At 30.1% G+C, this 14,159-nt stretch carries 12 protein-coding genes and 1 other RNA gene; 6 read left to right on the top strand and 7 right to left on the bottom strand.

The window, feature by feature from the left end; genetic code table 11:
- Nucleotides 1-4: 4 nt before the first annotated feature.
- A complete protein-coding gene (locus ABXT64_RS09050) occupies nucleotides 5-1,297 on the top strand; it encodes a cryptochrome/photolyase family protein (RefSeq protein ID WP_443632605.1) in 1,293 nt (430 codons plus the stop codon).
- Here ABXT64_RS09050 and ABXT64_RS09045 read toward each other — a convergent pair.
- Nucleotides 1,294-2,982 (bottom strand): formate--tetrahydrofolate ligase, encoded by a 1,689-nt coding sequence (locus tag ABXT64_RS09045; RefSeq protein ID WP_443632604.1) that lies wholly within the window; start codon nucleotides 2,980-2,982, stop codon nucleotides 1,294-1,296. The genes ABXT64_RS09050 and ABXT64_RS09045 overlap by 4 nt on opposite strands.
- 133 nt (nucleotides 2,983-3,115) lie before the next feature.
- On the opposite strand from ABXT64_RS09045, the gene ABXT64_RS09040 reads away from it, so the two are divergent.
- Complete coding sequence (locus ABXT64_RS09040; RefSeq protein WP_443632603.1) at nucleotides 3,116-4,195, top strand: alpha/beta hydrolase fold domain-containing protein; 1,080 nt, start codon at nucleotides 3,116-3,118, stop codon at nucleotides 4,193-4,195.
- A gap of 4 nt (nucleotides 4,196-4,199) precedes the next feature.
- On the opposite strand, the gene ABXT64_RS09035 is transcribed toward ABXT64_RS09040, so the two are convergent.
- A complete protein-coding gene (locus ABXT64_RS09035) occupies nucleotides 4,200-5,816 on the bottom strand; it encodes an ABC-F family ATP-binding cassette domain-containing protein (RefSeq protein ID WP_443632602.1) in 1,617 nt (538 codons plus the stop codon).
- Nucleotides 5,817-6,021: 205 nt separating this feature from the next.
- On the opposite strand from ABXT64_RS09035, the gene ABXT64_RS09030 reads away from it, so the two are divergent.
- A complete protein-coding gene (locus tag ABXT64_RS09030) occupies nucleotides 6,022-7,416 on the top strand; it encodes a TlpA family protein disulfide reductase (protein WP_443632601.1) in 1,395 nt (464 codons plus the stop codon).
- Here ABXT64_RS09030 and fsa read toward each other — a convergent pair.
- The 3 genes from fsa to ffs form a co-directional block, all read right to left on the bottom strand.
- The gene (fsa, locus tag ABXT64_RS09025; protein WP_443632600.1) at nucleotides 7,413-8,066 is read right to left on the bottom strand and encodes a fructose-6-phosphate aldolase; all 654 of its coding nucleotides are present in this window, start codon (nucleotides 8,064-8,066) and stop codon (nucleotides 7,413-7,415) included. The genes ABXT64_RS09030 and fsa overlap by 4 nt on opposite strands.
- A 118-nt stretch (nucleotides 8,067-8,184) precedes the next feature.
- Nucleotides 8,185-8,994, bottom strand: coding sequence for an SDR family oxidoreductase (locus ABXT64_RS09020; RefSeq protein ID WP_443632599.1), 810 nt, complete (start codon nucleotides 8,992-8,994; stop codon nucleotides 8,185-8,187).
- Between the two features lie 122 nt (nucleotides 8,995-9,116).
- Nucleotides 9,117-9,215, bottom strand: an RNA gene (gene ffs / locus ABXT64_RS09015) — signal recognition particle sRNA small type.
- Nucleotides 9,216-9,322: 107 nt separating this feature from the next.
- Here ffs and ABXT64_RS09010 point away from each other — a divergent pair.
- The gene (locus tag ABXT64_RS09010; protein WP_443632598.1) at nucleotides 9,323-10,378 is read left to right on the top strand and encodes a glutaminyl-peptide cyclotransferase; all 1,056 of its coding nucleotides are present in this window, start codon (nucleotides 9,323-9,325) and stop codon (nucleotides 10,376-10,378) included.
- A gap of 2 nt (nucleotides 10,379-10,380) precedes the next feature.
- Here ABXT64_RS09010 and ABXT64_RS09005 read toward each other — a convergent pair whose 3' ends face one another.
- Nucleotides 10,381-10,794 carry a MotA/TolQ/ExbB proton channel family protein gene (locus ABXT64_RS09005; RefSeq protein WP_443632597.1) on the bottom strand — a complete coding sequence of 138 codons (414 nt, stop codon included), beginning with the start codon at nucleotides 10,792-10,794 and terminating at the stop codon, nucleotides 10,381-10,383.
- 9 nt (nucleotides 10,795-10,803) lie between these two features.
- Nucleotides 10,804-12,126 carry a serine hydrolase domain-containing protein gene (locus ABXT64_RS09000; RefSeq protein WP_443632596.1) on the bottom strand — a complete coding sequence of 441 codons (1,323 nt, stop codon included), beginning with the start codon at nucleotides 12,124-12,126 and terminating at the stop codon, nucleotides 10,804-10,806.
- 207 nt (nucleotides 12,127-12,333) lie between these two features.
- Here ABXT64_RS09000 and ABXT64_RS08995 point away from each other — a divergent pair, with 207 nt between their 5' ends.
- Complete coding sequence (locus tag ABXT64_RS08995; protein ID WP_443632595.1) at nucleotides 12,334-13,395, top strand: sensor histidine kinase; 1,062 nt, start codon at nucleotides 12,334-12,336, stop codon at nucleotides 13,393-13,395.
- Nucleotides 13,388-14,098 (top strand): LytR/AlgR family response regulator transcription factor, encoded by a 711-nt coding sequence (locus ABXT64_RS08990; RefSeq protein WP_443632594.1) that lies wholly within the window; start codon nucleotides 13,388-13,390, stop codon nucleotides 14,096-14,098. The genes ABXT64_RS08995 and ABXT64_RS08990 overlap by 8 nt, the downstream gene beginning before the upstream one ends.
- The last annotated feature ends 61 nt before the right edge of the window (nucleotides 14,099-14,159 follow it).

Below are 14,159 nucleotides of genomic sequence, written 5' to 3'. Positions count from 1 at the left end.
AGCTATGAAAATTTCTATTTTTTGGGCGCGTAGGGATTTACGAATTGAAGACAATACAGCTCTTTTTAAAGCTCTTTCTTCCGGAAAAAAAGTACTTCCAATTTTTATTTTTGATGAAAATATAGTCAATGAACTTCCTAGTAATGATTCTCGAATTAGTTTTATTTACAGCACATTAAAGGAACTAAATAATCAACTAAAAAAATACGATTCTTCCTTTTTCATATTAAAAGGAAATCCTATAGAAGTTTGGAAAGAATTAATTAAAAAATTCGATATAGCCGAAGTTTATATCAATAAGGATTATGAACCTTATGGAATTCAAAGAGACGCAAGTATTTTATCATTACTTGAAGCTAATAAAATTACATTACATTCATATAAAGATCAAGTTATATTTGAAGAAAAGGAAATCGTAAAAAATGATGGAAAACCTTATACGATCTTTACACCCTATAAAAACAAATGGTTATATCATTTTCAACAGAAAAATATTGATATTCAAGATGAAGTTTCATATTCAAGCTTTCATACTTTTAATTATCAGTTTCCAAGTATAACAGAATTAGGTTTTCAATATTCAGAAATTAAAATACAGCCATTTAACTTAAGTAAAGCTGACAATTATTCAGAAAACAGAAATATACCGTCATTAGATGCTACTAGCTATTTAAGTCCACATTTACGATTTGGAACTGTTAGTATTCGACAAATCATCAGGAAGTTAAAACCTGAAAATGAAGTGTTTTTAAGTGAACTTATTTGGCGTGAATTTTTTATGCAAATTCTATTCAATTTCCCAAAAGTTATTCAAGAAAACTTTAAGCCGAAATACAACCATATTGACTGGAGAAATAATAAAACAGAATTTGAAAAATGGTGCAAAGGCAAAACTGGGTATCCACTTGTTGATGCTGGAATGAGGCAATTAAATAAAACTGGGTATATGCACAACCGCGTTAGAATGGTAACTGCAGGTTTTTTATGTAAACACTTATTAATTAATTGGCAATGGGGCGAAGCCTATTTTGCTGAAAAATTACTCGATTATGAATTATCATCAAACAATGGTAATTGGCAATGGGCGGCAGGTACAGGGTGTGATGCTGCTCCATATTTTCGAATTTTTAACCCTATTGAACAATTAAAAAAGTTCGATAATAAACACATCTATGTTAAAGAGTGGATTCCAGAATTAGAAACAACTTCTTACCCTCAACCTATCGTTGATCATAAATTTGCTCGAATAAGAGCATTAGAAAGGTACAAGAATGGTATTGAAAAGTATACTTTTTAAGACAAACCAGAGATTTTACCATTATTATCGATAGACATTCCTTCAGAAGCTGGAACAGCAGGAAGTCCTGGCATACGCATCATATTTCCAAGTATTGGAATTAAAAATCTTGCTCCAGCAGCAAATTCAAATTCACGTACTGTTACTCTAAACCCCTTAGGACGTGCTAATAACTTATCATTATCTGAAAAAGATTTTTGTGTTTTAGCCATACAAATTGGAAACTCACTAAAACCAAGATTTTCAATTTTCTTTAGATCTAATAATGCCTTTTTGGAATAATCTACTCCATCTGCACCATAAATTTCTCTAGCAATAGTCTCTATTTTTTCTTTTACAGGAGCTTTCCAATCGTATAGTTGTTTAAAATTATTTTGACCAGACGCTATTACTTTAACTACTTCTGCAGCTAACTCTTTTGTTCCTTCACCTCCTTTTGTAAACCCTTCAGAAACAATAGCTTTTACACCTAAAGCTTCACATTTTTCTTGAATTAATTTAACCTCATCTTCACTATCAGCAGGAAAAGCATTGATAGCAACCACTGGGTTCAGTCCAAATTTCTTCATATTCTCAATATGTTTTTCAAGGTTAGAAAAACCTTTTTCAACACGAGTAACATTTGCATCATTGTATTCTTCTTTTGTAGCGCCTCCATGATGACGTAATGCTCTAATTGTAGCAACTAAAACTACTGCTTTTGGTTTCAATCCTCCTGCAACACATTTAATATCTAAGAATTTTTCAGCACCTAAGTCGGCTCCAAAACCAGCTTCAGTAACTACGTATTCAGATAAAGATAATCCCATTTTTGTAGCTAGAATAGTATTGGTTCCTTGTGCAATATTTGCAAATGGTCCTCCATGAATAATAGCAGGGTTACCTTCTAAGGTTTGTACTAAGTTAGGTTTTATAGCATCTTTCAACAAAATTGCCATCGCATTTTCAGCTTTTAAATCTCTAGCATAAATAGGTGTTCTTTCCATAGTAAGACCTATATAGATATCACCTAATCGCTCTTTTAAATCGGTAAAGTCTTTAGACATACAAAGTATTGCCATTACCTCAGAAGCGGGAGTAATATTAAATCCATCTTGGCGAGGGATTCCATTTGCTGTTCCACCTAAACCAATAGTAATATCTCTTAATGAACGGTCATTCATATCCATTACTCGTTTCCAGGCAATAGTTCTTGGATCAATCCCTAAACTTCTAGTTCTTGATTGTATATTATTATCGATTAATGCTGAAAGTAAGTTATTTGCTTTTTCAATAGCAGAAAAATCACCTGTAAAATGAAGGTTGATATCTTCCATTGGTACTACTTGAGAATATCCACCTCCTGCTGCACCTCCTTTTATTCCAAAAACAGGTCCTAAAGACGGCTCTCTTAAAACCACCGTTGCTTTCTTACCAATTTTATTAAGTCCTTCTGTTAAACCAATTGAAACAGTTGTTTTTCCTTCTCCTGCTGGAGTTGGAGTCAGAGCTGTAACTAATATAAGGTTGTTTTTAGCTACTTCTTCTTCATTTATTAGACTAATAGGTAACTTTGCTTTGTATTTCCCATACATCTCTAAATCATCCTCTATAATGCCTAATCCTGAAGCAACTTCTTTAATATGCCCCATTTTATTGGATTGTGCAATCTCTATATCAGATAGAAATTTTCCAGTAGTACTCATATATTATTATTTTTGAAAAACAAATGTAGTAAAATAAGCTCAACTCTGAATTATACATAAATGAGTGATAACAATAAAAGTTTAAATATATTACTTACTTTTATCGACTTATAGTAAAGAAATGATTTCAAATATGTTACAAGGTTTAATAAATAAAAAAATAGTTGCTTTTTTAATATTAGGAAGTATTCTAATCACATTTTCTTGTAACAAAAATGATGATACTATAAATCCACTAGATCCGGATATACAGATCATTGATGAAGAGACTGAGGTATTAGATTATAGTGAACCTCCTTTTAACTTGAATGCCATCCAATCTAGTTTTTCTGAAAATATAGTGTATGGCCCTTATGATAAAAATATATTTGATATTTTTATTCCAGACTCTGAAGAACCAACTTCCTTAGTTATTTTTCTTCATGGAGGTGGATTTTTAGGGGGTGATAAATCTTATTTTTATACCACTCAACAAAACGATGCTTGGGATTTTCCTTCAGAAATATCTAACTTATTAGAAAACAATATTGCGGTTGCGAATATTAATTATAGGGTGTTACAAGAAAATGATGATGATGGTATTATTAAACCTCTTTCAGATTGTAAAAGAGCACTCCAGTTTATACGAAATAAGGCTGCTTTATTGAATATTGATAAAGAAAATATTGTTCTTTATGGAGTATCAGCTGGAGCTGGAGCCAGTCTTTGGTTAAATTTTCATGATGACATGGCAGATACATCCAATTCTGATGAAGTGTTACAGGAATCAACAAGGGTTTCGGCAACAGTAGCACTTGAAACTCAAGCAACTTATGACCTTGTTATTTGGGCACCTCGTATTTTTTCAGAATATAATATAACTTTTGAAAAACTTCTTCAATTAGATGAAAATAGAGTATTCTCCTTTTATGGGGTTAATACGCTTGAAGAAATCTATAGTCCAGAAATTGAAGCGTATCGAAATGAAGTAGATATGCTCGGGCATATAAGTAATGATGACCCTTCATTTTGGGCTAGTAATATCATTAGACCTGTAACGCTTCCAAATACTGTTGGATTAGTTACTCACCATGCTTATCATGTACAAGAGTTAAAAAACATAGCCGATATAGAAAATGTAACTAACGTCTCTTACTACGGTAACCCTCTTATTTATGAAGACACTAGTGAAGAAACTGCTGTAGACTTTATTGTAAGAAAACTTAACGAGTAATAAATTAAGAGTACATTTTATCTCTCATTTCTTTTATTTTCGAATCATTCATATATTCATCAAAGGTCATAAAACGATCAATCACACCCTTTGGTGTTAATTCAATTACTCTATTTCCTACAGTTTGTGCAAACTCATGATCATGCGTGGTAAGTAAAACGGTTCCTTTAAAGCTTTTAAGTGAATTATTAAATGCTGTAATCGACTCTAAGTCTAAGTGATTTGTAGGTTCATCCAGTTTTAGAACATTCGCACGTAACATCATCATTCTGCTTAACATACAACGCACTTTTTCACCTCCAGACAACACACTACATTTCTTTAAAGCCTCTTCTCCACTAAAAAGCATTTTTCCAAGAAACCCTCTAATATAAACCTCTTCTCGTTCTTCTTCAGTTGAAGCCCATTGACGAAGCCAATCTACTAAGCTCATATTATTATCGAAAAAATCATGGTTGTCTAATGGTAAATAACTTTGTATAGTAGTTACTCCCCATTTAAAATCTCCACTATCCGCTTTTGAGTGACCGCTTATTATTTCATAAAAAGCAGAGGTTGCTCTAGAGTCTCTAGAAAACAAGACAACTTTATCCCCTTTATTCAGATTAACATCTATGTCTTTAAATAATATTTCACCTTCTAAAGAAGCAGTTAATTTTTCAATATTTAGTATTTGATCTCCTGCTACTCTATCTCTATCAAAAATAATTGCAGGGTATCTTCTACTTGATGGTTTTATTTCAGAAACATTTAATTTTTCAATCATTTTTTTTCTACTAGTTGCCTGTTTAGACTTGGCAACATTTGCAGAAAATCTTCTAATAAATTCTTCTAACTCTTTTTTCTTGTCTTCAGATTTTTTATTTTGCTGAGATCGCTGTCTTGCAGCTAATTGACTACTCTCATACCAAAATGTATAGTTTCCACTAAAGTGAGATATTTTTCCAAAATCAATATCACTAATATGAGTACAAACTGAATCAAGAAAATGACGGTCGTGAGAAACAACAATGACACAGTTATCATAATTTGCTAAGAAATTTTCTAACCAAGTAATGGTTTCGTAATCCAAATCATTGGTAGGCTCATCCATAATCAAAACATCTGGATTGCCAAAAAGTGCTTGTGCTAATAAGACTCTCACTTTTTGTTTTCCATCAAGATCACTCATAGAAACAGAATGATGTTCTTCTTTTATCCCTAAATTTGAAAGTAAGGTAGCTGCATCACTCTCCGCATTCCAGCCATTCATTTCTTCAAAAGCAATTTGAAGTTCTCCTATTCTATCTGCGTTTTTATCATTATAATCTTCGTACAGTTTATCCATTTCAGATTTAACTGCAAATAATTCTTTATTTCCTCTAACGACAGTATCCAAAACTATAAAATCGTCAAAAGCGTTGTGTTCTTGTTCTAACACAGACATTCTTTTTCCTGGCTCTAAATGTACTTGTCCTGAGGTGGCATCTCTTTTTCCAGATATAATCTTTAATAAAGTTGATTTTCCGGAACCATTTGCACCAATAATTCCGTAGCAATTTCCTTGAATGAATTGAGTATTAACATCATCAAAAAGTACTCGTTTACCAAACTGTACCGATAAATTTGAAACTGATAGCATATCGTTATATTTCTTTATTAAATTTTGCGCAAAAGTAATTATTTAACCTTGATAATAGCAAGCTGTTTGACAAAATATTTTAATACTAATAAAATGATTAGCAGTATGTTTCATGAAAAATTAGTTTATTATTCTTTTAACTTGGAATTAACAGTAAGAAAGACAACAGTCTATATTTTTGTGTAAGTAACAAGCAAATTTATATATGAGTAAAAAAATACTGTTTTTTTTATCTACATTAATATTAATATCCTGTAATAACTTAGATCAAAATGAGTCTAATTCTACATGGATTGGTGGGCAAATTGTGAACCCTAAAGGAGATTATGTATTATTATATAAAGAAGAAAAATTAATAGACAGTGTTAAATTAAATCGAAATAATAATTTTATATACAAATCGGATAGTTTAACAGAAGGCTTATACTCTTTTAGACATTATGAATATCAGGTGTTTTATATCACACCAAAGGATAGTTTAATGATTCGGGTAAATACGATCGATTTTGATGAATCACTTTCTTATTCTGGAATAGGGGCCGAAAAAAATAATTTTATAATGGATATGTTTCTTTTGAATGAAAAAGAAATAGACATATTACCACAGCTATACACTTTATCTCCTGTTGCTTTTGAAAAACAAATAGATTCATTTAAAAACATTAGATTAAAAATCTACCATAATTTTAAAGTTAAAAATAATCCAGATTCTACTTTCACTAAAGTTGCTGAAGCGAGTATTAATTATGATTACTACTCGAAAAAAGAATTATATACTTCCGTGAATTTAAATAAAAAAGATTCGCTTTTCTATGAAGATTTAACTGAAGGCTTTTTTGATTATAGAAATGATATAGATTTTGGAAGTGAATTATTACGTTCTTATTTCCCATATTATCGTTTTCTATATCGCTATTTTGATAATATTACCTTTCAGAAATATAAAAAATCTGGCCATTATAATAGATATTCCTTTTCACATCAATACAATAAATTAATAATTATAGACAGTTTGGTCACCAATGATTCATTACAAAATAATTTGGTTAAAAATATTGCCCATAAATATTTAATGGATTGTAATAATTCAAAAAATCAAGAAAAAATGCTGCGTTTATTTCAGAAAATAAACACGAATGAAAATCATCAAGATTTTATAACCCATCTAGCAAAAGCCTCAATGAATTTGACTGCTGGCAATAAAATTCCTAATTTATTACTTGCTTCTGCAGATCAAACTATAAAAGATTTACATAGCCTTATCACTCAACCCACAGTAGTATTTTTATGGTCTTCAAATTCAATTAAGCACTATAAAGAAGCCCATACAAGAGCAGTTTTATTAAGAAATAAATACCCTAACTTTAACTTTTTAGCAATTAACACTGATAAACAATATAACAATTGGATCTCAATTGTAAATAAGTTTGAATACAATCCTTCTTTCGAATTTCAATTTGAAAATATTGAAGAAGCAGAAAAAAAATTAGTTATTAATTCTATTAATAAGGCATTTATAGTTAATAAAGATGGTACCATTATAGATGGAAACACAAATCTATTTAACCCAAAAATTGGCGCTATTTTAAAGAAATATTAATTTCCTTTTTTATAATCCTCTAAAAATTTAGCTAAACCAATATCAGTAAGTGGGTGTTTTAAAAGACCCTCAATAGAAGATAATGGTCCCGTCATCACATCTGCCCCTAATTTTGCACAATCTATTACATGCATTGTATGACGAACTGAAGCTGCAAGTATTTGAGTTTCAAAACCATAGTTGTCATAAATATGCCTTATTTCTCCAATAAGATGTAATCCATCTGTAGAAATATCATCCAATCTACCTATAAATGGTGATACGTAAGTCGCACCTGCTTTTGCTGCTAAAAGCGCTTGTCCTGCAGAAAACACTAAAGTTACATTTGTTTTAATCCCTTTATCACTAAAATATTTTGCAGCTTTTATACCATCTTTTATCATTGGAAGCTTCACAACAATTTGAGAATGCAATGCAGCTAACTCTTCTCCTTCAGATACCATTCCGTCAAAATCGGTTGCAATAACTTCAGCAGAAACATCGCCATCAACAATGCTACATATATCTACATAATGTTGTAAAATATTATCTCTACCCGTAATTCCTTCTTTTGCCATTAACGATGGGTTTGTAGTAACTCCATCTAAAACCCCTAAATCTTGAGCTTCACGTATTTGGTCTAAATTTGCAGTATCGATAAAAAATTTCATAGCTGTAGTTTTTATTTATTGGTTCTAAATTCTTGGTAAAAATACAGAAGATTAAAAGTAGATTTTACATTTAATTAAAAAAGTTTCCAATAAATAATGTTAATAGTTTAAAATGAAATTATTTCAACTTATAATGGTTCATTAACATCTTTTCGTAGGTTTTGCTTGGCAACACTCTTTTTAAGAATATGGAGCATTTTTGCAAAAGTGAACCTACTTTATAAGCTACTTTTGGTTTTGCTGTTTCAATGATTCGAAACACTTCTTTAGCCATTTTTATAGGATCTTCTCCATGAGAAACATGCTCATTCATCATTTGCAGTGTTTTTCCATAAGAATCCTTATATGGAGAATTCTCTAATTCGGGACAATGATATCTTCCAGCAGCTATGTTCGTTGCAAAATCGCCCGGTGCAATCGTTGCCATTTCTATTCCAAATTGTTTGACCTCCATTCTATAAGCTTCTGTAGTCATCTCTAAAGCTGCTTTGGATGCAGAATATAATCCACGATAAGGCAATCCCATATACCCAGCTATTGAAGTAATATTGAGAACCAAACCACTTTTTTGATCTCGCATAAATGGTAATACTTCCTTAATTACATTTAAGGGTCCATGAAAGTTAGTGTCAAACGCTTTTTTAATTTCTATATCGGGAGTTTCTTCAATGGGTCCAGTAATTCCTACTCCTGCATTATTGATAAGGACATCAATTCGAGATTCTTTTTCAATAACCTGCTTAATTGCCTCTTTAATAGAAGCTGGCTGAGTAACATCTAATTGTATAAGTTGAAAAGAACTGTTTTCGTTTAATCTATCTGGGTTTCTACTGGTTCCATAAACCTTAAAGCCTTTTTCAGAAAGATAATTTCCTATGGACTTACCTATCCCTGATGATCCTCCTGTGATTAAAACAACTTTTGACATAGATTGTATCTCTCTTTAATTCAATGAGATATTCAACAAAGATGGTATTACGCATTTAATTATCCAAATTGAATTTGAAATTATTATTTTACTATATAAATCAGGAAAATAAAGCGCATAAAAAATGGCAAGCTACCTACATCACACTGCTACGACCATATACCCTTGCTGTGTTCCCACCCTGGGGGATTAAACAGGAGCTAGTTGTGTAGGACTTGCCGGTGCAAATATACGCCAATTTGTAAATTTCACAATGAAAACATTACAAATTGCGTTATATATTTTATTTTTGATTTTTAATAAAAAAAAGCTAATAAAAAGTAAGTATATGAAATTATATAAAGCAGTAACACTGATTACTTTAGTGTTTATAATTAATAGTTGTGGAAATAAAACAAATGAAAATGATTCACTTTTTTCACTTAAAATTAATAATTCAAAAAAGATTTATATACTTGATGACACTATAAATCTAAGTATTGAAAACAAAAAAAACAGGGCTATTGACTCTGTTTCATATAGCATCAATGACCTTTACGTAGGTTCTTCTAAAAAAAACACCACTTCCGAAGTAAAACTAAATAATCAAAAATTAGGACAACGCATTATCGCTGCTAAAATCTATTCTGAAGGAGCCGTTTTTGAAACGAATCATAAAATAAAAATTGTTGCTGCAAAGAAACCTATTTTATACACGTATACTATTTTAGAGACCTATCCTCATGATATTAATGCATTTACTCAAGGATTAGAATTTAAAGGAGATACATTAATTGAAAGTACGGGACAATACAAAACATCTACACTAAGAAAAACGAATTATAAAACCGGAGAGATTTATAAAAAAGTAGACATTGGTAATCAATATTTTGGGGAAGGTTTGACCTTTTTAAACGATAAAATTTATCAACTTACATGGCGTGAAAAAACAGGATTTATTTACGATGCAAATACCCTTGAAAAAAAGGGAACTTTTGTGTATGGTAAAAGTAAAGAAGGTTGGGGGCTTTGTAATAATGGCGAAAAAATATATAAAAGTGATGGAACTCAAAGAATATGGCAATTAAACAGCAATACACTTGCAGAAGAAGATTACATTGAAATTTATACCAATACTAGTAAAATAGACAGTGTTAATGAGTTAGAATGGGTGGAGGGTAAAATTTATGCTAACATCTACCAAAAGGACGCTATTGCTATTGTAAATCCAAATACAGGTGCCGTAGAAGGTGTTATTAATCTAAAAGGATTAAAAGATAAAGTTACTCAACACAAATCAATAGATGTTTTAAATGGTATTGCTTATAAAGGTGAAAAAAACATACTGTATATTACCGGAAAAAAATGGGATAAACTTTTTAAAATTGAAATCTCAATAAAATAATTTTAATCATTTATCTTTTGTTTCCAAGTCAATGTTAACACCCCTATTCTTGAAATAATAAAAGTTAACGTGCCAAAAAGTGTTGATAAAAATGAAACTTTAAGACCACCAGCAAAGATTTCTGTACTTATATTTCCTACTCCACCTATTGCATCAAAAGCAGTAATTAACCCTAATATTGACCCAAAAAAACCAATCACTAATCCTAAAAGACTAAATTCTACCACTAGGCTTTTCATTTTATTAGATTGTAATGGATTACTAGTTAATTTTTTAAAGGCAAGTACTAAAAACAACATCGCCAGAATAAAACAAATCAAAATTAATGACATTATAACGAAACCTCCTTCATTGAAACGCTCTACTACCGTAGAAAAAATATTTTGACTAGTCATTAGATTTAAATATATCATCATTTTTGTAATTTACTGTTTTTTAATAAAAGTTTTTGAAGTTTCACCTGCCATTGTAAACAATACTGTTCTTTCTACTTTGTTAAATTTTAAGTGTACTCCAATCGATTCTAATACAAATTCGTATTTGTTCGTAGATTTTAGTTGTTTTAAATCACTTCCTTCAGGAGCTCCCTTTAAGAATTTCCCATCTGTTTCAAATATTAAATCGAAAGGCAACTCTTCACAAGAATAAGTCCCACTAAACGAATTTAAATCCTCTTCTGAAACCTCGAAACTTTCAAAACTCGGAATTACAATTTCACCTCCCTTTATTACTGTTAAAAGATTAAGCGCTAAAGGCATTAAACCATAATCAAGAGCATTAGCATTTATAGCTAAGCAAATCTTAAGTTCAGGTATATAAACTACAAAAGATTTAAATCTATCGATACCTCCATTATGCGCAAATATTTTAATTCCATCTTTTACTGTCCTAAAAATACCACTTCCAAAATCATCCTTTATAGTCGTCATTACATTAAAACTTTTGGCTGACATTAATTTATCTGAAAACAGGGCATCCATAAATAAAATTAAATCTGAAGGATTAGAAACGATCGCTCCAGCTCCACCGGGATTACTCAAATGGGCTTGATTGGCTAAGTTTAGTGTGCCAAATTCATCATAAAAATAAGAAACACTTTCAAAATTATTGACATTAATAGTGCCTCCGTAATAAGTGTTTTTGAGCCCCAATTTTGAAGTAACTCTATATTTTAAAATTTCTGAATAAGTTCTTCCTTCAACCTGTTCTAAAATATAACCTAAGAGCAAATAGTTGGTATTGCTATATTCGTTTTTTTCTCCTGGTTGAAAATCCAAAGAATATTTTTCAATTCTCGATAACATATCACTTTGGGTTGAAGCTATTGTTTCATCAAAATTTTCATCGCTTGTAATATTAAATAAGCCACTACTATGATTTAATAAGTTTGAAATTTTAATTTTTGAGGCATTCTTTAGCTTCGGAAAATATAATGAAAGAGGATCTTCTAATTTTATTTTTCCTTCATCTACTAATTGAAAAATCATCGTAGCAGTAAAAGTTTTTGTTATTGAACCAATTCTGTATTTAGATGCCTTAGCATTTAAAGTGGTATCATTCTCTGAAATATATTGATATCCAACTGATTTCTGATACACCTCTTTACCCTTTTGTAAGATGGAAACACTTCCCATCATTTTATTTTGTTCAAATAAAGTTTCTAAATACGTATCTATTTGTGTATAATTTGGGCTTTGAGCAATGGTTATATTCGTAATAAACAGAATAAAATAAATAACATTTTTCATGTAAAAGGATTTTTAATTTACCTCAAAACTAGCTCAAACATATTTTCGAAAAATTAAAAAACGACCAAAACCACTTATACCCCTTAATATAACCATTTTAATAAGGAGTATCTAATATTGCAGCATAGTATGCAAAAAAGAGGGCTAAATTGGTTATCTATCTTATAAGTTATGGCTTCCCTAATTATATATTTATATTGCGAAAGCATGAATAAAGCAACATTGTATATAAAATTATTTGGACGAATAATACTTCACATTCTTTTTTGGTGTGGAGTCCTTTTATTTTACACCTACTTTTTTGGTTATGGAAGTACCAATTTAGATTATGTACTCCGCTTTTCCTTGTTCTTATTACCGATAACAATTGCCACCACCTATTTTTCGGTGTATAAATTAATTCCTTCTTATCTTATTAAAAAAAAATATTTTCAGTTTATTCTTTATAGCGGTTATACCATAATTATATCAAGCTACCTGATTGTAATTTCTATATTTTATGGATTAATATTCCTGTCGAAATTTAAATATGACGAGATGGCTCCAATTAGCCAAAATCTATTTTTTGTAATGTTAGGAGTTTATATCGTTACGATTATCGCAAGTACCGTGAAGCTTTTTAAACTTCATTTAAAAAACACCAAAAACACTAACTTGCTGGAAACGAAAATTTTAGAAACTCAGCTTAAACTGAAAGAACAAGAGCTACATTATTTAAAAATGCAGATTCATCCTCACTTTCTGTTTAACACATTAAATACCTTATATGGATTTGCATTAAAAAAAGCAGATGAAACTCCAGAAATGATTATTAAACTTTCTAATCTCTTAGATTATTTATTGTACCAATCTGACAAACCATTTGTTGCTCTTTCCGAAGAAATAAATCATATAGAGGATTATATAGCATTAGAAAAAATGCGCTTTAATGATTCATTAGATATTTCATTCCAAGTAAACAATAGTTCTAAAGATTATAAAATTGCTCCCATGTTATTAATTCCATTTGTTGAAAATAGTTTTAAACATGGAACTTTATCAGAAGGCATTTTACATATTGATATAGAATTATATATTGAAGATACAAGCCTTCATTTTTATATAGAAAATACTTCTTCAAAAAAAGAATTCAATCCAATCGGTATCGGTTTAGAAAACATAAAAAAAAGATTACAACTATTATATGGAAATCGACATCAACTTCATATAAATAATGACAATAATACCTTTAGCGTACATTTACAAATAGATAATTTAATACATGGATAAAAAAATTTCCTGCCTTATTATAGATGATGAAAAGATGGCTAGAGAAATCTTAGAAACGCATCTTTCAAAAATAAAAAACATTCAAGTTATTGCCAGTTGTAAAAGTGCCTCTGAAGCTTTTACCTATTTAAGTAATCAAACTATTGACTTAATTTTATTAGATATTAATATGCCTGAGATTTCAGGAATTTCATTTGCAAAATCTATTAATAAAGAGGTGAAAATTATTTTTACAACGGCTTATCGAGATTATGCAATTGAAGGCTTCGAACTAAAAGCAGTTGATTATCTATTAAAACCTATTACGTACGAGCGTTTATTAAAAGCAGTTAACACTTATTTTGAAGTGTATGCTCCTTTAAAGCATGAGAAATTAAATGAAAAAGAACCAAACGATTTTATGTTTGTTCGTTCTGATCGAAAAATGATAAAAATTGATTTTTCTTCAATCTATTATATTGAAAGTTACAGTGATTATATTAAGATTAACTTAGACGATAAGATTATAACCACTCGTGAAACAATAAGTGCTATTGAAGCTAAATTACCTTCCAATTTATTTTTACGTATTCATAGGTCTTACATTATTTCAATTTCACATATTAGCTCGTTTACCAATGAGCATATTACAATTAAAAACAGCTCATTGCCTATCAGTAGAAGTTATAAAAAAGCTGTTTTACAACAATTAGATCAGTTTTAGACCTTTCACTGATTAAAAAGGTTCTATTCTCTATGAATATAAACCGATAAACGGTATATTT

It is taken from the genome of Candidatus Marifrigoribacter sp. Uisw_064 (genome assembly GCF_047730175.1).
In the GTDB taxonomy this organism is placed as follows: domain Bacteria; phylum Bacteroidota; class Bacteroidia; order Flavobacteriales; family Flavobacteriaceae; genus Marifrigoribacter.
This window is presented reverse-complemented; position numbering and strand designations above follow the sequence as displayed.

Excerpts from the sequence above, each read along its gene's own strand:
- ABXT64_RS09050 (WP_443632605.1), top strand. The coding sequence starts at position 5 with ATGAAAATTTCTATTTTTTGGGCGCGTAGGGATTTACGAATTGAAGAC.
- ABXT64_RS09045 (WP_443632604.1), bottom strand. The coding sequence starts at position 2,982 with ATGAGTACTACTGGAAAATTTCTATCTGATATAGAGATTGCACAATCC.
- ABXT64_RS09040 (WP_443632603.1), top strand. The coding sequence starts at position 3,116 with ATGTTACAAGGTTTAATAAATAAAAAAATAGTTGCTTTTTTAATATTA.
- ABXT64_RS09035 (WP_443632602.1), bottom strand. The coding sequence starts at position 5,816 with ATGCTATCAGTTTCAAATTTATCGGTACAGTTTGGTAAACGAGTACTT.
- ABXT64_RS09030 (WP_443632601.1), top strand. The coding sequence starts at position 6,022 with ATGAGTAAAAAAATACTGTTTTTTTTATCTACATTAATATTAATATCC.
- fsa (WP_443632600.1), bottom strand. The coding sequence starts at position 8,066 with ATGAAATTTTTTATCGATACTGCAAATTTAGACCAAATACGTGAAGCT.
- ABXT64_RS09020 (WP_443632599.1), bottom strand. The coding sequence starts at position 8,994 with ATGTCAAAAGTTGTTTTAATCACAGGAGGATCATCAGGGATAGGTAAG.
- ABXT64_RS09010 (WP_443632598.1), top strand. The coding sequence starts at position 9,323 with ATGAAATTATATAAAGCAGTAACACTGATTACTTTAGTGTTTATAATT.
- ABXT64_RS09005 (WP_443632597.1), bottom strand. The coding sequence starts at position 10,794 with ATGATGATATATTTAAATCTAATGACTAGTCAAAATATTTTTTCTACG.
- ABXT64_RS09000 (WP_443632596.1), bottom strand. The coding sequence starts at position 12,126 with ATGAAAAATGTTATTTATTTTATTCTGTTTATTACGAATATAACCATT.
- ABXT64_RS08995 (WP_443632595.1), top strand. The coding sequence starts at position 12,334 with ATGAATAAAGCAACATTGTATATAAAATTATTTGGACGAATAATACTT.
- ABXT64_RS08990 (WP_443632594.1), top strand. The coding sequence starts at position 13,388 with ATGGATAAAAAAATTTCCTGCCTTATTATAGATGATGAAAAGATGGCT.